Source organism: Undibacterium sp. FW305-107, assembly GCF_058788535.1.
This window is the reverse complement of sequence record NZ_JBYTAV010000009.1, coordinates 164,944-185,934: the sequence shown is the minus strand read 5'-3', so window position 1 is coordinate 185,934 and position 20,991 is coordinate 164,944. Positions and strand designations below refer to the sequence as shown.

At 50.1% G+C, this 20,991-nt stretch carries 14 protein-coding genes; 6 read left to right on the top strand and 8 right to left on the bottom strand.

Annotated elements, in window-relative coordinates:
• Positions 1 to 2,829 carry an ATP-binding protein gene (locus AC3WQT_RS20515; RefSeq protein WP_492706566.1) on the top strand — a complete coding sequence of 943 codons (2,829 nt, stop codon included), beginning with the start codon at positions 1 to 3 and terminating at the stop codon, positions 2,827 to 2,829.
• A gap of 246 nt (positions 2,830 to 3,075) precedes the next feature.
• Entirely contained in the window at positions 3,076 to 3,825 is a 750-nt protein-coding gene (locus AC3WQT_RS20510) for a Crp/Fnr family transcriptional regulator (RefSeq protein WP_492706564.1), read from the top strand.
• Positions 3,826 to 3,861: 36 nt separating this feature from the next.
• On the opposite strand, the gene AC3WQT_RS20505 is transcribed toward AC3WQT_RS20510, so the two are convergent.
• Genes AC3WQT_RS20505 through AC3WQT_RS20495 form a run of 3 tightly spaced genes read right to left on the bottom strand, consistent with a single transcriptional unit; the run spans position 3,862 to position 6,690 of the window.
• Positions 3,862 to 5,010 carry a nitroreductase family protein gene (locus AC3WQT_RS20505; RefSeq protein WP_492706562.1) on the bottom strand — a complete coding sequence of 383 codons (1,149 nt, stop codon included), beginning with the start codon at positions 5,008 to 5,010 and terminating at the stop codon, positions 3,862 to 3,864.
• Positions 4,997 to 5,923 carry a ThiF family adenylyltransferase gene (locus AC3WQT_RS20500; RefSeq protein ID WP_492706560.1) on the bottom strand — a complete coding sequence of 309 codons (927 nt, stop codon included), beginning with the start codon at positions 5,921 to 5,923 and terminating at the stop codon, positions 4,997 to 4,999. The genes AC3WQT_RS20505 and AC3WQT_RS20500 overlap by 14 nt, the downstream gene beginning before the upstream one ends.
• 2 nt (positions 5,924 to 5,925) lie before the next feature.
• Positions 5,926 to 6,690 carry an N-acyl amino acid synthase FeeM domain-containing protein gene (locus AC3WQT_RS20495; RefSeq protein ID WP_492706558.1) on the bottom strand — a complete coding sequence of 255 codons (765 nt, stop codon included), beginning with the start codon at positions 6,688 to 6,690 and terminating at the stop codon, positions 5,926 to 5,928.
• Positions 6,691 to 6,881: 191 nt separating this feature from the next.
• On the opposite strand from AC3WQT_RS20495, the gene AC3WQT_RS20490 reads away from it, so the two are divergent.
• Positions 6,882 to 7,958 (top strand): GlxA family transcriptional regulator, encoded by a 1,077-nt coding sequence (locus tag AC3WQT_RS20490; RefSeq protein WP_492706556.1) that lies wholly within the window; start codon positions 6,882 to 6,884, stop codon positions 7,956 to 7,958.
• 86 nt (positions 7,959 to 8,044) lie between these two features.
• Positions 8,045 to 9,010: a magnesium/cobalt transporter CorA gene (corA, locus tag AC3WQT_RS20485; protein ID WP_492706554.1), complete on the top strand. Its 966-nt coding sequence runs from the start codon at positions 8,045 to 8,047 to the stop codon at positions 9,008 to 9,010.
• 103 nt (positions 9,011 to 9,113) lie between these two features.
• Here the strand turns inward: corA and AC3WQT_RS20480 are convergent, their stop codons facing one another.
• Positions 9,114 to 9,995 carry a phosphate/phosphite/phosphonate ABC transporter substrate-binding protein gene (locus tag AC3WQT_RS20480; RefSeq protein ID WP_492706552.1) on the bottom strand — a complete coding sequence of 294 codons (882 nt, stop codon included), beginning with the start codon at positions 9,993 to 9,995 and terminating at the stop codon, positions 9,114 to 9,116.
• A 267-nt stretch (positions 9,996 to 10,262) separates the two neighbouring features.
• A complete protein-coding gene (locus AC3WQT_RS20475) occupies positions 10,263 to 10,679 on the bottom strand; it encodes a lysozyme inhibitor LprI family protein (RefSeq protein ID WP_492706550.1) in 417 nt (138 codons plus the stop codon).
• A 151-nt stretch (positions 10,680 to 10,830) separates the two neighbouring features.
• On the opposite strand from AC3WQT_RS20475, the gene AC3WQT_RS20470 reads away from it, so the two are divergent.
• Positions 10,831 to 12,006 carry a DUF3667 domain-containing protein gene (locus AC3WQT_RS20470; RefSeq protein WP_492706548.1) on the top strand — a complete coding sequence of 392 codons (1,176 nt, stop codon included), beginning with the start codon at positions 10,831 to 10,833 and terminating at the stop codon, positions 12,004 to 12,006.
• Positions 12,007 to 12,405: 399 nt separating this feature from the next.
• Here AC3WQT_RS20470 and AC3WQT_RS20465 read toward each other — a convergent pair whose 3' ends face one another.
• Positions 12,406 to 13,653 (bottom strand): sensor domain-containing diguanylate cyclase, encoded by a 1,248-nt coding sequence (locus AC3WQT_RS20465; RefSeq protein WP_492706546.1) that lies wholly within the window; start codon positions 13,651 to 13,653, stop codon positions 12,406 to 12,408.
• Positions 13,654 to 14,009: 356 nt separating this feature from the next.
• Between AC3WQT_RS20465 and AC3WQT_RS20460 the strand changes: the two genes are divergently transcribed.
• Positions 14,010 to 15,680, top strand: a complete 1,671-nt coding sequence (locus AC3WQT_RS20460; protein WP_492706544.1) for an alkaline phosphatase family protein — start codon at positions 14,010 to 14,012, stop codon at positions 15,678 to 15,680.
• A gap of 99 nt (positions 15,681 to 15,779) precedes the next feature.
• Here the strand turns inward: AC3WQT_RS20460 and AC3WQT_RS20455 are convergent, their stop codons facing one another.
• Together AC3WQT_RS20455 and AC3WQT_RS20450 are read right to left on the bottom strand one after the other, a co-directional pair.
• Positions 15,780 to 17,345, bottom strand: a complete 1,566-nt coding sequence (locus tag AC3WQT_RS20455) for a POT-type proton-dependent oligopeptide transporter (protein WP_492706542.1) — start codon at positions 17,343 to 17,345, stop codon at positions 15,780 to 15,782.
• A gap of 448 nt (positions 17,346 to 17,793) precedes the next feature.
• Entirely contained in the window at positions 17,794 to 20,991 is a 3,198-nt protein-coding gene (locus AC3WQT_RS20450) for an efflux RND transporter permease subunit (protein ID WP_492706540.1), read from the bottom strand.

Below are 20,991 nucleotides of genomic sequence, written 5' to 3'. Positions count from 1 at the left end.
ATGTTTCATATCAAATCGCTGGAACTTGTCCATTGGGATTATTGGCAACGCATCAAGAACATCCCTCTGGATGCCAAGATCATTACCATCGCCGGGCAAAATGGCTCGGGTAAAACCACGCTGCTGGATGCCTTGCGCACCCTGTTTGGCCTGGAATGTTCGATGGGGCGTTCGTACAAACATTACGCCCGCCACTCAGGTCAGCAAACGGCATGGATACGTGCAGTCGTTGATAACAGCGCGGTGGGTCCGCAGATTTCCAACCGCCCTTTCCGCATGTCTGGTTTGTATGAAGATGAAGTCACGCTGTTTTGCAAGATAGAAAAAAATGGTGGTGACTGGAAGCGCCAATACCTGATGCGCAGCGGCAAGACCGAGATAGAAGAAATACAGGAAGCCAATGACTGGCTGGGTGTGGAAAGTTATCGCAAACGCCTGTCACATGCAGGCTTGTCAAATGCCATGGGTAAAGTACTGGCGCTGGAACAGGGCGAGACAGACAAACTCTGTGAATACGCGCCGCGCCAGTTGCTGGACCTGGTGTTCCAGGTCTTTGGCGACAAGGAAGTGCTGGATGCCTATGATGACGCCAAGCGTCACCAGCGTGATACTGAAACTGAATTGCAGCGTTTTGAAACCGAGTTGGAAGGTGCAAAAACCAATCTGGAAGGCTTGCGCCTGCGCGTTGCCAATTACCACCAGTATGAAAGCCTGAACAAGGAAAAGCGCGACCTGCAGGAAGAGATACTGCCTACCCTGCAATACCATGAAGCATTGGAAAAAGCGGGCACTACCAGCCAGGCCCTGCGTGCCAGCAAGCGTTTTTTAAAGACGCAAGACCTGGCCCTGTCTGACCGTCGCCAGCACCTGGCACAGCAAGCACAGCAAGTCACAGATGCCAAGCAGGCAGAAGCTGCACTGGAAGCTGAAGAATCATCACTGCGAGAAAAGCTGGGGCAGATCAACAGCAAACTCAAACCGCAAGAAAGCCTGCTGGAACAAAAAGCCCGTTTGCAAAAACTGGCTGCTGAAGCTGATGCCGATGTCGCCAATATCGCTGACGATCTGGAGAAGAAAGAAGCCGAGCTGTCACGCCAGAAACTGGAACGCGATTCCCTGACCCAGCGTATTGCTGGCGAGATGGAAACCATCGCCGCCCTGCAAGGCAAGTCTGCCCTGCCTGACCCTGAGAATGTGCGCCAGATGCGCCGTGCACTCACTGATGCGAATATTCCACATTGCATGCTGCCAGAGATTGTCGAAGTAACCGACCCTAAATGGCAGGCGGCGGTAGAAGGTGTATTGCGCGGCTATACCTCTGTCATCTTGCTGGACAAAGCCACCGATGCTTCTGCCGCTTACCGCATTGGTGAAAAGCAGCGCTACAGCCACTTCATTGTGCCTGACCGTATCAGTGCACCGGTGGTCAAGGACCAGAGCCTGCTGTCTGTCGTCAACTTCACCGGCCAGGCACCGGGCTGGCTGATAGAACAGTTGCAGCGCATCGATACTGTAGGCTCAATTGAGCTGGGCATGAAGTTGCCTAAGAATCAGGAATGGATTACGCCTGACGCCTATCATTTCGAGCGCCGTGGTGGCCGTTCGCTGTTTGTCGAAGTATCACGCTATCGCTTTGGTAATGCAGGCCGCACCCAGCGCCTGGAAGCCTTGCTGAAGTCTTTGCCACGCCTGCAATCGCAAGAAGATGTGCTGACCATGCAGATCAGCAAACTGGCAGGTGAAATCAGCTCTTTCAAAGCGCGCCTGGCTGGTGTTGACGCCGCAAAAGAACTGAGTGCCCGCCATGCCGAATTTGAAGAAGCCAGCCGCAATACCCAGCCGCTGAAACAGCAGCGCATGGAAGTCGGCGGTCGCCTCGGTGAAATCGCACCTTTGCTGAAAGCAGCTACCGAGCAACGCTCGGTAGCTCATTTGAAATGGGAGCAGGCCAAGGCTGCAATTGCCGATGCCGAAGCCCAATTGCGCACATCAGAAAAGCGCCATGCCGATGAACGCAAGGAACAATTTGAAACCCTGCGTGCCATGCGCGACACCTGGCATACCCTGCCACATAACTGGAAACGCGCCTCGCACCGCAAGGAACTGGTGGCCGAGCATGAAAACGTCCACCAGATAGAATTGCGCATACGCAGCCTGACAAATAACCTGGCGCGTGATGACTGGGAAACCGACTCTACTGTGGTTGATCAGTACACCCGCCTGAACGCCCTGCTGCAAGGCCGCCAGGCTGAGACTGATGAACGCCGCTACCAGAATAACCGCGCGATAGAAGCCACCGTGAATGCCCGCGCCGCCTATATGGACAGGTTGCGTTTCACGATCAAGTCATACAGCAAAAACATCAAGCAACTCGGTGAGCTGGCAGGCATAGAAGTGCATACCGACCCGGTCAAACTGGAGAATGACGACATACAACTGGCCCAGGCTGGCTTGCATGTACGCTTCAAGTTTGACGGCAAAGGCCCGATAGGCATGAATGATGGTGAAGCATCTGGCGGCCAGCAAGTCATGAAGTCACTGATACTGCTGATAGGTTTGCTGAAATCTGACGATGGTTCAGGCGGTTTTGTCTTCATCGATGAACCCTTCGCCCATCTGGATATACGCAATATCCAGCTGGTTGGTGAGTTCCTGAAGAACACGGATGCCCAGTATCTGATGACGACGCCGCTGACGCATAATACTGATGTGTATGACCCATCAGAACTGACACTGATCACCAGCAAGAAGAAAAAAGACACCGAATGGGCACAACCTATTTTTGTCTTGCAGAGAAAAACTGAGAAAAACAAGGTTGCCAAGGCATGATGAATATCCCCTGATATCGCTTGATATGAGGGGATAGTTCATTCTGAGCGCCACTTTTTCTATGTACGTTCAGCTAAGCCTGGAGAAAACTATTAACGGTAAATCAGGATGAGCACCTGCAATGTTGTTGTTTCCACCTGCGCAAGCAAATTGACCTATAGACTGCTTCCGAAAAGATGTAAACTGCTTTGACGTTACAGCCTGCCCAAGCCTGCGGTAGAACAAGCAAGCTACCTTAAAGCGCATATGAAAAAAATAAGCAAAGCTGCATGGTCTGAAAATCCAAAACAGAACAGTATATTAGCTGCGCTACCCAAGGCAGATTTCGAGCGTATTTTGCCCGACCTGGAACTGGTACCTCTCCCTTTGAAATGGACGATGCTGGAATCTGGTGACCATGTACGTTTTCTGTATTTCCCTATCTCTGGCATCGTCTCGCTGATCTACGCTTTGGAAGATGGTTCATCGAGTGAAGTGGCACTGGTAGGTAATGAGGGCATGGTAGGCATTTCCATCTTCATGGGTGGTGATAGCATGCCGTCCAGCACAGAAGTCCAAAGCACCGGCAAGGCATATAAGCTCAGCAGAAAAGTCATGAAAAGGGAATTTTCCCTGGGTGGCAAGTTGCAGCAATATGCTCTGCTGTATACCCAGGCACTGATTTGCCAGACTTCACAAACCGCCGTTTGCAACCAGCACCATTTACTGGATCAACAATTGTGCCGCTGGCTCTTGATGAGTATGGACAGATTGCATTCAAATGATATCGTGATCACCCAGGAAATGATTTCCAATTTATTGGGAGTACGTCGCGAGAGCGTCACTCAAGTCATAGGCCAATTACAAAAAGATGGATTGATTACCAGCAGACGTGGTCATATCACGGTGGTGGACAGGCCTGCAATGGAAGCCCGCGTCTGCGAATGCTATGAAGTCGTCCGCAAAGAATACCTGCGTCTTCTCCCACCCGTTCCTGACGCTGATCCTGCGGCGTGACAGTGATAATTGTTCATGCTATACAATTTGTGTGAATCAGCTATATTCCCTGGCAGGAAGCTTGCTCACGGTCAGACAGTCGCGAGAATTATCTTTCAGGTCGCCACCAGGCTGAAGACATAAATCCTGCAACTTCAATCTTAAAGAGCGTGACTGTGCTGCCTTGCCATAACCTAATCTACCCATAAAACTGGTATTTTTCAAAACAGCGGGATGGCACAACGCCGCCAGGTTTTGCTGCAATTCCAGCATCTGCTCCTGTATACCCGCAGTATCACTGCAAGAGCGTCCGGCTTTGACATACCAGCTAAAGATCAGTGGTGTCATCTCTGGCTGCAATTGTATGCCCAGCTGTGTAGCTGTCAGCCAGAAGCGCTGCAGGCTACGGCCAGCAGCAATAAAATCTTCTACAGTTTGCGGCTCTTTCCTTGCCACGATCATAAAATGTGTGGCGCAAAATAATGCCGGAATCAGATCCAGTTGCAAACGTGGCAGCCATGTGCCTGCCATAAAGCGATTCATCCAGTTGACCCGCTGCCAGCTATGCATGGCCCAGCGCATCAATAGCAAACCCAGTTTATCCATGCCTATGGCTTGATCCGGTATGCGATCTGTACTGAATTGCTTACCCCAGTCTATGACTTTTTTATGAGTGGGAAAAGCCTCTGGCATGGTCAGGCGTATTTTTGCATTCTGCCATAATAATTTCGCCATCTTCCAGCGTTGCTGCCAGCCACCAAACCAGCATATGCTGAAGTTACCACCTACAGCCTGCTCCAGCAACAATTGATGTTCTGCACGCAGAGCCAGCGTAGATAGTGCCCGTCTTTGCACGCTTCTTTTTTCTATCATCTCCACCAAAGGGTGTGGAATGCAGATGTCGACGGGCAAGAGCCTGACCTGGTAAGCAAGCGCCTGACTATTGTCCAAATTTCCCTGACTGTCTATACGCAAAAATTCTGCATGCCTGTGCTGGTGGCTGGCTGCCAGGCTGATGTTTTCCAGCAGAGCACCGAGGGCGAGCTGGCTGGGACGGCCATCGAAATCATAGACTACCGTGTCACGGGTATCAAAGGCACGAATGATGAAAGCGTCTTCCGAGACAACTTCAAAGCGCCAGTTCTGTACATTGTCACCACTAGGTGCCCAGCGTGCCTTGTCCAGTATGTATTCAAGCGGGCTCATGCTGTCTTTCTGCTTCGGCCAGTTTCTGGCCTAACATGCGTCTGGCAATCGCCAGTTTAATTTTTTGCAAGGGATTGCGGTTGCCACCTGGCAGCCAGGTTTTCTTCAACTCTTGCCGGTAAGCGTCGTAATGGATGCCGCGCGGTGCAGCAACCACTTTGCCACGTCCGAGCAGGATTTTTGCAGCTTCCGTTGCAGCTACGCCTGCACACAGCTGACAGGCCATTACCGTTGACGGGCCTTTTTTCAAATCCAGCCGCACACGGCTAGGATCAACCAGGTAAGAACCATGCAGACGTGCCGGTGCCAACCCGATTAAAAAACGTATGCCTTGCTCAAACTCTGACTGGCCCTGCATCTGGAAATAATCATCGAAACTCATTTTGCCCGGCATGAACGCCAGTACTGCGGTGCCCATACCCAGTGGTGCTGCAGTCACAGCCGGTATGCCTTTGCGATAGCAGGCAGCAAACACCGCGCGGCGGGTATCGAAGGCAAAAAAGTCCAGGCTGTCAATATAGATATCCACACCATCCAGAAAGGCATCCATATTGGCTGGCCCTATACCCTGGGCAAAAACTTCTATCTGTAGCTCAGGATTGATATCCCTGGCCATGGCCTGCATGACTTGCGCCTTGTCCTTGCCGAGGGTGGATTGCATGGCACCGGCCTGGCGGTTCATATTAGGCAGGTCAAACTGGTCAAAGTCTGCAATATGAAAAGCACCGATACCCAGTCTGGCCAAGGTCAGCAGATGCGCACCGCCTACGCCACCCATCCCCGCTATGGCAGCCTTCTTGCCACGCAGTTGGGCCTGCTCTGCCTCGGTGAACCAACCCAGATTACGGGAAAAAGCCTGATCGTAATCAAAAGAAGAAGCTGACTGAGCAGGATGTGCTGGTAATGGTTTCATTTTTATTGCTCACTCAAACCCTGCATGCGGGCAGCCAGACGGGCTTCTTCTTCATGGGAAAAAAGGTAGGGATAAAAAGAACGCTCGGTGTCAGCCAACTCAGGTTTGCCACCAAAAATCTCTATCATCCTGGCAACATAATGCAAATCGATGCCTAGCAAAACAGATGGTGCCTGCACCTGCTGGTTATCCCTGACATCGCTCAAGACCGTAAATTTCAACATGCGCTGATAAAACGCCACATGCCTGGGATTGACCTCTATGCAGATATAGTTGTATTGGCGCACCCGCAATGCCCATATCTCGGCCAGGTGGAACAAGGACGCGAGTACGCTGCGGGACTTGACTTCTTTTTCTATCGCCAGCTTGGTGAACTGACATAGCTTTGCACCTCTCCTGCGCAAGCTATCCAGTTCAAACTGGTACAGCTTGTCAAGCGGCAGGCCTTCACCGGCATCGAATTGCACACTGAGCGTGCCAACCACGCGATTTTCTATGGTCGCCTGCAGGCTAAGAATATTGCCGGCTTTGCTCGCCTCAGGATGGGCATATCCACGCGAGGAAAAGCGTTCATTGACCAGCATGTCGATGGTTTCTCTATCATTCCTGGTATTTACCAGCTTGACTTTGAAGCCCGGAATCTGCTTGTCCGGCCAGGGATATACTGGGGTCTGTGGTGTCTGCCGCTTGAAAGCATCTCCCTTATTATGACGAGGGACGTCCAGTGGCATACCAATGATGGTATTTGTCTGAGCAAGTGAGTGCATGATCTTATCCAAAGTATAAGCAGTTTAAGGGACTACAAAACCTTTCCTGTGGAGTGCGCACCCACCGTTTGGAAACAGAAATATCGTTTCTGTGCAGTAAGTATATTCATGCTTGGGGAAAATTAATAAGCTAAAATAGACAAGCGATGTGCTGATTCAGCCATGACTTGTAAGCAAATCTATGTAATCAAATGTTACCGATACGCTTTGATCTCTTATTTCTGGACGGCTGCATGCCTGGTGCCATGCTGACCAGCATTGACGCCATTACCGCGGGGAATACCTTGTGGAGTTTGAGAAACCCTGAAAAACTAAGCCAGGCAGGCAGGCGTGCCCTGCCATTTCGCTGGCGCATTATTGATGTGCATGGCAAGGCCCTGCATTTGCCATGGCTGACAAACTCCATGGCACCAGGCTTCGATGGCACGGATGAATATCTGCCCGCCAGGCAAACCGTGCTGGTCATGCCTGGTCTGCAAATAAACACTATCTATGATTTGGACAGGCGCGTTAAAACCGGTGGTGCAGAAAAAGCCTTGCTGCAGGCACGCCATCAATCTGGTGGCATCATCGCAGCCAGCTATAACGCTACCGGATTTCTGGCAGAAGCAGGCCTGCTTGAGCACAAGCAGGCTGCCATGAGCTGGATGATGAGTGGCTGGCTGGCCGATAATTACCCAAATGTCTTGCTGAATCTGCGTCACGAGGTCGTAGTTGATAGCAACATTTTTACTACCGGTGCGCCAGCCAGCAATTACCGTTTGATTTATGAAGTCATGCGCCTGCATTCTGGAGATGCCCTGGCCAATAGTGCGATCGATGCCACCTACTACCAGGAAGAGCGCTACAAGATCAGTGCAGACATGAACCCCGTGCTGTCAGCAAAAGCGCGTGACGGCATCGTCTTCAAAGCCCGTGCCTGGCTGGAAGCAGATCTCAGCCGCACCTATGATCTGCAGGAAGTTGCACATGCCGCTGCCGTCAGTCCGCGCACGATCAATCGCTATTTCAATGAAGTGCTGGGTATGTCGCCGCTCTCGTATCTGCAAAAACTGCGTATACAAAGAGCCAAGCAATTGCTGGAAATCAGCATGCTGGATATCAGCGCCATCGTAGAGCAATGTGGTTACCGCGACAATAGTTCATTTTGCCGGCTGTTTAAAAGAGAAACCCAGATGAGCCCTTTGCAATTCCGGCGCCGCTTCAACTTTCGGGTAGACAAGCGCTGGTGGCGCGCCAGCGATACAACCTCCTATAACACAAACTGAACCATGCCAGACCTGAGTTTACATAGCGCTCATATTGGATCAGACTAAGGCTATTTTTCTCCTAACAAAAGACGGAAAACTGAAACATGTTAATCAATTGCGTTACGTATCAGGAAGGCCGCAAACTGTCCGACATATCGGTAGCAGCAATCAGCGACTATGTGCAACAAAAAGACCAGTTTGTCTGGGTAGCCTTGCGCGATGCCTCGGATGAAGAATTGCAGGAAATGCAGGTCGAATTTGAATTGCATGAACTGGCCGTTGAAGATGCGCGCCATGGCTATCAAAGGCCAAAAATCGAGGAATATGGTGACTCTTTGTTTGCCGTCATCCACACAGTGGAAATGCTGGATGGCGAACTGAACATAGGTGAACTCAATCTCTTCGTAGGTGAAAATTATGTATTGTCGGTGCGCAACCGTTGTCAGCAAAACTTCCTGGGTGTACGCCAGCGTTGTGAGCGCGAACCACATTTACTCAAGCATGGTTCTTCATTTGTTTTCTATGCGCTGATTGATGCCGTCGTTGACCGCTACTTCCCTGTCGTAGAAGCATTGGAAGAAGAACTGGAACTTATCGAAGAACAGATTTTTACCAAGGGCAGTGAACGAGCAAATATCCAGCGCCTGTACCAGCTCAAGCGCAAGATCATGGTAGTCAAACATGCGGTCACACCTTTGATGGAAGCATGCGGCAAATTATTTGGTGGGCGTGTACCAGCCTTGTGCGTGAATACCCAGGAATATTTCCGCGATGTATATGATCATCTTTACCGCGTCAACACCTCGATCGAAACCATACGTGACACCATCAGCACGGCGATACAGGTGAACTTGTCCATGGTCGCCATCGATGAGAGTGAAGTCAACAAGCGGCTGGCTGCAGGTGCGGCAATTTTTGCGGTACCCACCGCATTTGCCGGTATCTGGGGTATGAACTTCAAAGCCATGCCAGAACTGGAATGGCATTATGGCTATCCAATGGCGGTAGGCATCATGTTCTCAGCCTGTGCTTATTTATATTACCGCTTCAAGAAGTCCGGCTGGTTGTGACAAGGCTGGTTTACCGTCAATCAAATTACCTGAACTAATCAAAACCAGAGACATCACCACTGCGATGCGATGATGCCTCTGGCAGGTTTTATGGCAAGCAGCATTATTCAAATGGCGGTGCTTTGACAGCACGCATGGCGCTTTCCAGCATCGAGGTGCTCAGTGGTTCAATAAAACCTTTGATGCCTGCTGTTTGTGCTGCAGGCTCAGTTGCCGGCATTTTGAGTAATGCGGCCTTGATTTCAGCTGCCACATCTTTATTCGCATGCGGCAAGGCAACCACGAAATATTCGGGATACAGTTCTGTCGTCAGCAGAAATGGGAATTTTGCATCTTTGCGCTCGTCGAGGATAGTGAAATCTTCCAGCTTGATTTTACCTTCCTTGGCCATGTTCTCCAGTATGCCGGTGCGGACAAAAGCTGCGCTGGATTTGCCTGACTGCACAGCCAGCACAGAATCGTCCTGGCTGGTGGTCGTGAACAAGCCGTAGTCACGCCTTGGTTGCATACCCTTTTGGGATAAATGATAAACCTGGAATAAATAACCGCCCGCAGACTGTATGCCCAAGGCACTGACAGGTTTGCCTTTCAGGTCTTCTATCTTGCTGATGGTACCACCCTTTTTAACCACGACAACACCGCCAAATACTGAGCCCTGCTTGCCATTCAGGGAAGCCAGCAGCGACGCCCCCAGTTTCACCTTCAGCATCAAGGTCTGGTTGGGATTGGCAAGGATGAAATCAACTTTCTTGGCACTGGCATCGCCAAACACCTTGGACACTTCCATGGGGACAATTTCTACTTGCTTACCTGTTGTCTTGCTCAGATACTTGCCCAGGTCTTGCCACTGATTTTGGGTCTCTTGCGTTGAGCGCGGGGCATTGACGCCCAGCTTATAAGTTTCCACACTGCTGGCTGTCAGTGCACTACACATCAAGATCATGAAGCCAGCGATTTTTATGAGGAACAGGCGTGTACTTTTCATTATTTGCACCTTTGTAATCAAGAATTAAACGATTTCAATTTGCAACAGATAAAGCATGACACTGATGAAGGCTGATCTTGAACTGCCTGATCAGCTTGGGATTTTACATACGCAGGAAGGGAGTGACTTCTAGGATAGCACCAACTGCAGGGATAGCATAAGTAAATATGCAGGAAACCAGGTTCACTGACAAGTGCCATATGGATCAGGTAACGCATTCATAGCAAACTGCCCAGAACCCTTCTGCGCCAGATCAGGCAGGTATTTTTAGCGCTTCGCCACTTCAGTCACGCTTTGCAAATGAGTCATGCGCTGCTCATTCAATTCCAGTATGCACAAGAAACGCCGATGAGAACCACCGGTGCCGCCAGCAGCCAGGGCGGCCTGTAATTCGCATTGTTCTTTACGATAGCGCAAGTATTGTTTGCCTGAGGATAATAAATAATTATTCACCCGCTTGCGGTTTTCTGGGGTGTCGTCCCAGCGACGCACATGGTCAAGAGTATCTGCCTCCGCCTGTCTGAGTGCCACATCGCTGTCAATGACACGTTTTTCCAGGCATACACGTGCATCAGCCTGCCCACCCAAGAAGAAACAATCTTCACCAGAGGCAGCCCGCTGGGCCAGTACCTCGCTACTCAACACAAGCAAGAATGAAGACAGCAATATTTGAAACAGACGCATACGGATATCCTTGCAAGCAACTCAAATAGAAGCTCTAACGGCCAACTGGAAAAAGTCCATCATATTATCAAATCCATACCTGAATTGTGCTATCTTGCCGGACTGAGGGAAGCTCAACATCGTACAATCAAAAAAATCAGAGAGCAAACGTATGAATCTGGATGTAGAAATTGCTGCAGACCTTGCAGCAGAAGCAGTGTTAGTGAACGAAGCAGAAAAAAACGTGCATCATGCTGCCAGTACTGATGAAGCTCATCATACCTGCGCCAACTGCAATGCCGTCCTGCAGGGTGCATATTGTCATGCCTGCGGACAATCAGCCCATATTCATCGTTCCCTGCTGCATTTGGTAGAAGAGCTTTTGCATGGCCTGTTTCATTTTGAGACCAAGGCATGGCGGACCATTCCAAAACTGATCTGGTCACCTGGCAAACTGACCCGTGACTACATAGAAGGTCAGCGCACGCGCTATGTATCACCTTTGGCCCTGTTTTTGTTTTTGATCTTCGTGATGTTCTTTGTGTTTTCTTTCACGACCAGTAATCCGCTCGAGAGCATTTCTGACAAACCGCATACCAGAGAAGGTATCAGCAAGGTTTTACAAGAGAGTCAGGCAAAGTTGACATCCCTGGAGGGCGAGCGCGGTCAACTGCCGGCAGGTAACTCAAAACTGGAAGAACTGGATGAAAGCATCGCCGATCTTAAATCAGAGATCACTGCACTGGAAAATTCACTGAATTTACTTGGCATCAAAAATGATGGAAACAGCCAGGTAAAGGACGATGACAAGAACCGTGGCGTGGGAAAACTGGCGCAAAAACTGGATGAAAAACTGTATAAAAAAATAGAAGAAAATCAGGCAAAGCAAGCGGAGAAAAAACAAAAAGTAACGGTTACTTCTTCTCTTCCATCCATACAGGAAAAAATCAGGCATGCGGTCAATACACCTGAATTGACCTTATACAAAATGAAGAGCAATGCATCCAAGCTTGCCTTCATGCTCATGCCTATCTCCTTGCCGTTTTTATGGCTGCTCTTCATCTTCAAGCGCAGATATGGCATGTTCGATCACGCAGTATTTTCGCTGTACTCCCTGTCCTTCATGGCCTTGCTTCTGATGACCACGGCCATACTGAATGCCATGAATTTTAGTACCACGGCATCGCTGTTATTTGTTTTTGTGCCGCCCCTGCATATGTTCAGGCAATTACGTGAGGCTTATCAATTGGGAGTAGCTGCCAGCCTGTGGCGCACGATAGCCTTGCTGTTCGTGGCAGGATGTTCTTTGCTGATTTATCTGTTACTGATTTTGAGCCTGAGCGCCTGATCAGCCAGTCGCCTGGGGAAATTCCAGAGCTCATTTCATAAATAGGATGAGTGCGAACAAGACGATTTGGGATGTAGTGCAAGGCCTAAGGTGTGTACCCTGTGAAGCTAAGGCTGGTGCCTTTGCAAGCGCGAGGTGGCACACTACGCGCTGCAATGCGCCCAAATCGTCAGTTCACTAAGGGTTTGCCTCATAACGCGTACTGGTCTACAGGTTTTGACAATTCGACTCGTGATCAATAGCACCGCTATTGACTGCCTCGTCCCCTTGCAGGGCGCATGTGCGCTTGCAAGCGCACATCGTACGCAGGCGTGCAGCATGCTGCACGAATTCCCTGCTTTACCTTTGCCAGCCCGTGTTATGAGACAAACGCATCTCACCCTATTTATGAAATGAGTTCTAGATTTCCCAGGTAACCCGGTTGCGGCCATGACTCTTGGCCTGATATAGAGCCTTGTCTGCACGCTCCAGCAAGCGGCCAAGGCGATCGTCTTCTGACCTGTATGTCGCGATGCCTATACTTACAGTCAGCACGAAGACATCGCCAGCAGCCGAATTCAAGACCAGAGACTGTATGTGAGCGCGTATGCGCTCAGCCACCAGCATGGATTCTGGTTGACTGGCCTGCTGCAGGAGTACGCAGAATTCTTCCCCTCCAAGGCGTCCAAACAAATCTGATTCTCGTAACTCCAGTTTGACGGCCTCAGCAAAACGAATCAGCGCCTGGTCGCCAGACTGATGGCCATATTTGTCGTTAATGCTTTTGAAGTAGTCGAGATCCAGCATCATCAAAGTCATCTCGGTTTGGTAGCGCTGACAGCTCTTGAATATGTGCTCGGCATGCTCAAGAAAGGCCCGGCGGTTAGCTATGCCAGTCAAGGAATCTGTGGTTGCCAGTCTTTGCAATTCCCTTTCCAGCATCTTGCGCTGGGTAACATCTCTGCAGATACCTTCTGCCCCTGCATAATTACCCTCGTCGTCAAACAGGGCCTGGCTATTGACTGAAATATCAATGGTGCGGCCATCTTTGGTGACCATTTGTCCGGGGAAATCACTGACCATACCGTGCAGCATGATTTCTTTTCTGAAGGCCTCCCTGTCCGCCATCTGCGGATATAGTGCTGCGGCAGGTTTGCCCTCAATCTCTTCAGGGGTGTATCCCAATATTTTAGATACTGCCGGACTGACTTTTTGCACTATGCCGTCAACATCGGTGCGGTAATACACGTCTTGCATGTTTTCAAACAAACGCCGGAAATTGAATTCACTCAGGCGCAATTGCTCTTCCATCTCATTATGCTCAGTCATGTCCATACCACTGATCATGACAGCATCTTTGCCCTCAAATACGATGGCATTACTGATCACCAGCAGCATGCGAAAATTACCCTTGCTGGTACGTATGCGAAACTTGCTATTCGCATTTGCCCAATTGTTGCCCTGCTTCTTCAATCGTCCTTGTGACCTTGGTTGATCAATAGGATGAACAAATTCATCGACAGATTTACCAATCAATAGCTGTTCATCGCTGACTTCAAGCAACTGCACCGCAGCGGGATTGAGTTTTACCAATTTACCATCCACAACAATCGCTATTGCGACTGGCAAGATATCAAACAGGTAAGCAAAATAATTATCTTTGTTCAAGAATGATCCTATCAGAGCCCGGCTCCGCGCTTATATGTATGCTGGGATGCGCCATTTCATTTTACTGCCGGGCAACGGTGAGCAAAGTAAGAAAATGCAAGATCAGGCAGATTGTTTTTGGGCTGCAACAATCATAAAGGACCGAAGTGAAATGTAATATAAAAAAATACATACTGGAAACCTTATGTATTTTGCTCAAGATTTACGCTGTCATGCGCTTGTCAGAAGCATCACTTAGTGTATGCTAGTTTGAGTGCCGATCAGTGTCAAAGTCGGCTCTTACATTAGCCTATGCTAGCCCATATCAGCCAACGCCACCATCATTGACCATTCGACAATACATCATGAAGAATCCCTTGCCAAGCATATCCCGGCCCATGCGCCGCCTGTTTTTACTGACTTGCCTCACCGCCTCTGCCAGCCTGTCGTCCCACGCTGCTGTTGCAGTTGAAAAACCTGTACAAGCCAAACTGATCGTGGTTCTGGTCGTCGATGGTCTGCCTCAGGAACAAGTCGTTCGTTATCGTGATCAATTTGGTCAGGGCGGATTCCGCCGTTTGCTGGATCAGGGCGCCTGGTTCTCAGATGCGCATCAGGCGCATGGAATTACTGTAACAGCAGTGGGTCACTCTGCCGTGCTCACTGGTGCATATCCTTATCAACATGGCATCATAGGCAATAACTGGATAGACCCGGTCACGCTGGAATCCATCTATTGCACAGAAGACAAGCAACACACTTATATCGGTGAAGAAACCAAGGGCAGTGACGGCACATCCCCTGCCAATCTGCGCGTCAGTACCCTGGGTGATGAATTGCGCTATTCGAACGGCGAGCACAGCAAGGTGATTACTGTATCCGGCAAGGACAGGGGTGCGATCCTGCTGGCGGGCAAAACTGGCACCGCTTATATGTATATGAGCAAGACCGGCAATTTTGCCAGTTCCACGTATTACATGAAGTCCCACCCACAATGGGTACAGCAATACCAGGCTGCAAAACCGCAAGACCGTTTTTATGGCAAGGAATGGCGTCCACTACTGCCTGATGCCGCTTATGTGAATGATGCCAATGATGAACTGGTCATCAATCAAAAAGAAAAAGACAAGCGTTTCCCGTTTGTCTATACCAGCAAGTCGGGCAAGCCTGATGCTGACTACTATAAAGATTTATACACTGGCCCCTATGTCGATGAAATGACCCTGGACTTTGCCCGCGCCGCCATCGAAGGAGAAAAACTGGGGCAAAACCCGACTGGCGTGCCGGATGTACTGGGTGTCAGCTTGTCCAGTCATGATTATGTCAATCACAGCTTTGGTCCAGAGAGTCGCATGTCACATGATCATCTGCAAAGGCTGGACAGGATGCTGGCAAATTTCTTCACCTATCTCGACAAGCGTATAGGTTTGGAAAACACCATGGTCGTGCTGACCGCCGATCACGGTTTCCCGAATGTGCCGGAATTTGCACAATCCATCAAACGTGATGCGCAACGTCTGGATAGCAAAAAGATGACCGCAGATTTGAACCAGCATCTGTCAGAAAAATTTGGGCAAAAAGACCTGGTTCGCAAATGGTCTGCTCCCAACTTCTTGCTCGACTATAAACTGATAGAGCAAAAAAACCTGAAACGCGAAGATGTGGAAAATGCTGCCGCCAGATTTTTGCTGGGTTTGCCAGGTGTTGCAGATAGTTTTACCCGTACGCAGTTTGAAAATGGCAACCTGCCGCGTACCCGCATAGGCACACTGGTACAACGTGCATGGCATAAACAACGCTCCGGCGATGTCATGGTGATAGTAAAACCTTACTGGTACTTCAGTAGCGAGACTCACGGTACTTCGCATGGCTCACCCTATATCTACGACACCAATGTGCCGCTGATACTGATGGGCAAACCTTTCAAGGCAGGCTCCTATGGCCAATATGCTGAAGTCATGGATCTTGCACCTACGCTGGCGCACCTGTTACGTGTGCGCCCGCCTTCTGGTTCTGAAGGACGCGTGCTGAACGAAATACTGCGTTGAATGGTAAGCTAAGCAATCAGCTAAACAATTACTTAAGCAACAGCCGGACGAAAAAAAACCGCATGATAAATTCATGCGGTTTTTTTGTGCGTCATTGTCTTACTTGGCCTGACGATAGTTATTCAACATAGGATAACTTCTCGCATACAGAGAAAACAGGAAAGCTGCCAACAAGGCAAAACCGGCAAAGAAGAACATCTGGAAAGCTGTGACGCTCATACCAGTAGACTTGATTTGCTCGGTCACTGCTTCACTCTTGACACTGGAGTTGGCCAGCAAGACCCACAGGTTACCGATAGTGACCGACAAGTTCCAGAAACTCATGATCACACCCTTCATCGCCAGTGGTGCCTGACTATAGGCAAATTCCAGACCGGTAGCAGATACCAGGACCTCGCCAAAAGTCAGCAAGGCATATGGCAGGATTTGCCAGGTGATGGTCAGGGGGTTACCACCATCAATGGCCAACTGCATGAAGCCAACCACGATCCAGGCCAGACCAGAGAAAGCAATACCCAGTCCCATGCGACGCAAAGCAGTCAGTTCCACGCCCATGCGCTTCAACAACGGATACAAGACCAGGTTATTAAAAGGAATCAGCAACATCACCAGCAGTGGGTTCAGAGCCTGCATTTGAGCAGACTGGAACCATGAAGGCTTGGTCATCTGATCTGCCTGCAAGACCCAGGTTGATGCCTTTTGATCAAACAAAGACCAGAATGGAGTCACGAGCGCAAACACCACCAGGATGCGCAATACTGAACGCACGCCATCAACTGCTACGTCAGGATGAATGCCGCGGGCACGCTCCAGTTGCATCCAGGCGCCCATGCCACCAAAACCAAGAACCAGCACCAATGCCAGGCAGAGCGCTGCAACGATACCAACTTTAGGAATCAGGAACAAAGAACCTACTGCCAGCAAGGCACCCGCCACTGCCATGAAGTAACCGCTTTTTGCCTGACCTGGTACATCGGTGGTCAATGCAGTACGCACCACATTCAGGAAAGAATGCGGGTCACGCGGTGCCGGTGGCACGTGAACGTATTTGGTACGGCCAGACCAGAAAATGATGGTCGCGATCAGCATCAGCAAACCCGGGATACCAAAAGCGATACTTGCCCCCAGCTCCTTGAGGAAGATGGGCATCAGCAAAGAGGCAAAGAAAGAACCGAAGTTGATGATCCAGTAAAAACCATCAAATACTTTTTGCGCCAGGGAGCGGTTCGACTGGTCAAACTGGTCACCAACAAAGGAGGTCACCAGGGGTTTGATACCCCCCGACCCCAGGGCAATCAGGAATAGCCCGGTATAAAATCCGTTGCGGTTACTCTCAAAAATTGCCAAGCAGGCATGGCCACAGCAATACACCAGGCTCAACCAGAAAACGGTATTGTATTTACCAAAGAACCTGTCGGCGAGCCAGCCACCCAGCAAGGGGAAGAAATATACGCCAATGACGAAAGTATGGAACACCTCTTTTGCCATACCCTTGCGCAGTTCTTCTGGCATGGACAAAAGCAGGCTGGTAATCAGGAAAGGTGTGAGGATGTTGCGCATGCCATAAAAGCTGAAGCGCTCACAGCCTTCATTGGCGATGATATAGGGTATTTGCTTTGGCATTTGCGCTTTTTCAACGCTATCCATAGCCACGGATTGAGTCATTCGTCTCTCCTGTTCAATTGTTTTTTTCACAGCCTGGGCAAACTATCTCTCTTGAAGACGGGCTTGCCTTTTGGGGTCAAGGATAAGTTTTGCCAGCATATAAGATGGATATATCTGGAAAAACAGTGGGCGAAGTATCCAGATTTGTGAGGGGGTAGTCAAGCCTGAAAACGCCCCCATTTGACCTGGAAAACCAGTGTATTGAAGATCACTTGAAGTACAGCCTGAAAATGATGCCAGAGAGCCATCAAAATACCATGTAAAGCGAATCTTCAACCAGGCTGCAAGCCGCATGAATATTGACTTTGTGCACTGCAAAAATAAAAAACTTATGGGTTCATCACGATACGGTTATGAATAAAATTTAAGCAAAAAAATTTTATTGCGTATAAAGAAAATCCTGCACTGAAAATAAAAATGCCCACTTGTCAGGTGGGCATTTTTTACATCAGGCTACTGAAGGTTTGCCGCTGATTTTTCGCCACGCTCTGAATGGCAGACGGAAAATAAAACGTACCATGACCAATGTCAGCAAGGCTTCAACAAAAGTCGCGATGAAGGCAAAGAAGGTATTCCAGCGTGATTCACGGCGGCGGAACTTGGCCAGCATGCGGTCACGGCTGATTTCAATACTGTCATAGAAGGTCGGCACTACCAGCAAAGTCAGGAAGGTGGAAGTGATGGTACCGCCAATAATCGCGATCGCCAGCGGGCGATAGAACTCACCGCCCTCACCCAGACCTATGGCCACCGGCAACATACCGGCAATCAAGGCAAAGGTCGTCATCAGAATAGGACGCAGGCGCTTGCGGCCAGCATACATGAGTGACTCTTCGCGGTCGTAGCCTTCTTCTTCGCGCTTCCTGGCGCAATCAAGCAAGAGAATCGCATTCTTGGCTACCAGGCCCATGAGCATGATGATGCCGATGAAGCTCATCAGATTCAATGTACCCTTGGTCAGCAGCAAGGCCACTACCACACCTATCAGACTCAAAGGCAGGGACAGCATGACGGCGATAGGTGCAGTGAAAGAACCAAACTGCATGACCAGGATCAGGTACATCAGGCCTATGCCAGATACCAGGGCAATGGTCATTTCAGTAAACAATTCTTTTTGCGAACGTGCCGCGCCACCGAGTTCTATGCCGAAGCCGGCAGGAAAATTCATGGCCCTGGCAAGTTTCAAAGCCTCAGTTGTGACTTCACCTGAAGACTTACCTTGTGCGTTGGCAGATACTTCTATCATGCGTTTGCCATCGGTATGCTGGATCTTGGCTGGTCCCTTGCCCATGGTGATCTTGGCGATTTGCTCCAGCGGCACCATCTTGTCACTACCGGCCACAGCGATAGGCAGACGTTCTATGTTTTCTGCACTGATTCTGTCATCCGGATGCAGGCGCACTGCCACGTCACGCGCTTCACCAGTGGGATCAACCCAGTCACCGATCTCGACACCGGCAAATGCCACACGCAAGGCCTGGGCGGCATCATTGACCGAGATACCAAGGGAGTTTGCCAGGCCGCGATCCAGTTCTATCTGCAACTCATCTTTAGGATCTTGCTCGGATAAACCTACGTCCACCGCTCCCGGCACTTTACTCAGTTGCCCCATGAAGTCAGTGGCAATCTCGGTCAGTTTCCTCGAGTCAGGGCCAGAGAACCTGATTTGTACTGGCTTTCTGGCGCCGTTACTCAGATCATCCTGCACCACGTATTCAGCACCAATGATGGTGGCTACCAGCTTACGCAGCTCGACACCCACCTCAGTTGCTGAGCGTTTGCGCTCGGTACTCTTGCCAATGTCTACATACACGCGACCACCGCCGCTGTTAATAACGCTATTGGTGGCCTTGGTTTCTTTAATGGTGCGTGCAAGCTCAGCGGCTTTTTCAACTTTCATACGACCATAATCGAGACTGGAACTGGATGGCGTGCGTACGTCAATAACCAGAGTGCCATTGTCAGAGACTGGCAAGAAACTGGTTCCCCCCTTGGCCGCATGCAGGCCGACGGCACCGGCAAAACTGAGTGCTGCGATCAGGGCCATCCAGATGCGGTGATGCAGGGCCCAGGCGATCACGTTGCCATAGCGGTCAGCCTGGTGATCAAACCAGGTATTGAACTTGGCCAGCACCAGACTGATACCACGCTTGGGCTCCATATGATGGCCTATCGGGTCACCCCAGTAAGCAGACAACATGGGATCGAGCGTGAACGAGATAAACAGACTGACCAGGACAGAGCTGGCAACCGTCAGCGCAAACGGCCTGAACCATTCGCCAGAAACACCGGGCATGAAGGCCACGGGAATAAACACGGCAATAATAGAGAAGGTGGTTGCAGCAACCGCCAGACCAATTTCCTTGGTGCCATTGCTGGCGGCAGTGCGGCGGTCTGAGCCCATTTCCATATGACGCACGATGTTTTCGCGCACCACAATCGCATCATCAATCAATACACCGATTGCCAGTGACAGGCCCAGCAAGGTCATGAAGTTCAGGGTAAAGCCGCACAACCACACCGCGATGAAAGCGGCAATCACTGAAGTCGGCAAACTCATCGCCGTAATCAGGGTAGAACGCCATGAATTGAGGAATACGTACACCACAAAAATCGTCAGCACGGCACCAAACATCAATGACTCAATGACGTTGTTAAGACTGGACTGTGCATCCTTGCCGCCATCCTGTGTGACTTCCAGCTTGCTGCCTATTGGCAGGGTCTTATTAATCTCTTCTATCAAGTCCCGTACTTTATTGGCTACTGTCACAGTACTGGCATCACGTGAGCGTGTGACTGAGATACCGACATTGGGGTTACCATTGCGCACACTGAAACCACCAATTTCGGCAAAACTGTCAGCAATCTCAGCAACTTGCGCCAGCCTGACCAAATCAGTACCACGGCGCTTGATAACGATATTCTGGAATTCTGCCGGAGATTCTATGCGGCCTATCAGACGTATGCTTTGCTCATCCAGTTTGCCGCTCACCTTACCCACGGGTGCGGTGGTATTCTGATTGCGCAGTGCAGTAACCACTTCTCCAACGGAGACATTGTATTCACGCAGTTTTTGGGCGTGTAGTAATACTGTCAATTCACGGCGCAGGGAACCATTCACGCTGACGGTAGCAACACCATCTATGCCGCGAAACTTGTCGGACAATTCATCTTCTGCCAGTCGTGAAATTTCGGCGTGGCTGAGCGTGCTGGAAGACAAGGCCATCTGCATAATAGGTTGCGCCGAGGGGTCACTGCGCTGCAGTATGGGCTCGCGCATTTCTATCGGTAATTTATAGCGTACCGATGCAATTGCATTACGCACCTCATCCGAGGCTTCGATCAGGTTTTTATTGAAATTAAAAACAATCACGACTTGCGCACGGCCTTCAAATGCCGTTGAACGCACCTGATACACGCCGGTAATGCTTTGCAGTGATTTTTCCAGGCGATTGACGATCTCGCGCTCCACCGTTTCTGGCGATGCACCCGGATAAGGAATACTGACCACCAGTACCGGCTCTTCCACATCGGGAATCTGATTGACCTTGAGTTTCTTCAGCGCCAGCAAACCCATGCACATGAGGGCGATGATGATAACGATCATCGCGACCGGACGCTTGATACTGAAATCGGAAAGGAACAT

Bases quoted from the DNA above. Each gene is read 5' to 3' on its own strand.
- AC3WQT_RS20490 (WP_492706556.1), top strand. From the start codon at position 6,882: ATGTTACCGATACGCTTTGATCTCTTATTTCTGGACGGCTGCATGCCT.
- AC3WQT_RS20450 (WP_492706540.1), bottom strand. From the start codon at position 20,991: ATGTTCCTTTCCGATTTCAGTATCAAGCGTCCGGTCGCGATGATCGTT.
- AC3WQT_RS20470 (WP_492706548.1), top strand. From the start codon at position 10,831: ATGAATCTGGATGTAGAAATTGCTGCAGACCTTGCAGCAGAAGCAGTG.
- AC3WQT_RS20475 (WP_492706550.1), bottom strand. From the start codon at position 10,679: ATGCGTCTGTTTCAAATATTGCTGTCTTCATTCTTGCTTGTGTTGAGT.
- corA (WP_492706554.1), top strand. From the start codon at position 8,045: ATGTTAATCAATTGCGTTACGTATCAGGAAGGCCGCAAACTGTCCGAC.
- AC3WQT_RS20500 (WP_492706560.1), bottom strand. From the start codon at position 5,923: ATGAAACCATTACCAGCACATCCTGCTCAGTCAGCTTCTTCTTTTGAT.
- AC3WQT_RS20510 (WP_492706564.1), top strand. From the start codon at position 3,076: ATGAAAAAAATAAGCAAAGCTGCATGGTCTGAAAATCCAAAACAGAAC.
- AC3WQT_RS20515 (WP_492706566.1), top strand. From the start codon at position 1: ATGTTTCATATCAAATCGCTGGAACTTGTCCATTGGGATTATTGGCAA.
- AC3WQT_RS20505 (WP_492706562.1), bottom strand. From the start codon at position 5,010: ATGAGCCCGCTTGAATACATACTGGACAAGGCACGCTGGGCACCTAGT.
- AC3WQT_RS20480 (WP_492706552.1), bottom strand. From the start codon at position 9,995: ATGAAAAGTACACGCCTGTTCCTCATAAAAATCGCTGGCTTCATGATC.
- AC3WQT_RS20495 (WP_492706558.1), bottom strand. From the start codon at position 6,690: ATGCACTCACTTGCTCAGACAAATACCATCATTGGTATGCCACTGGAC.
- AC3WQT_RS20455 (WP_492706542.1), bottom strand. From the start codon at position 17,345: ATGACTCAATCCGTGGCTATGGATAGCGTTGAAAAAGCGCAAATGCCA.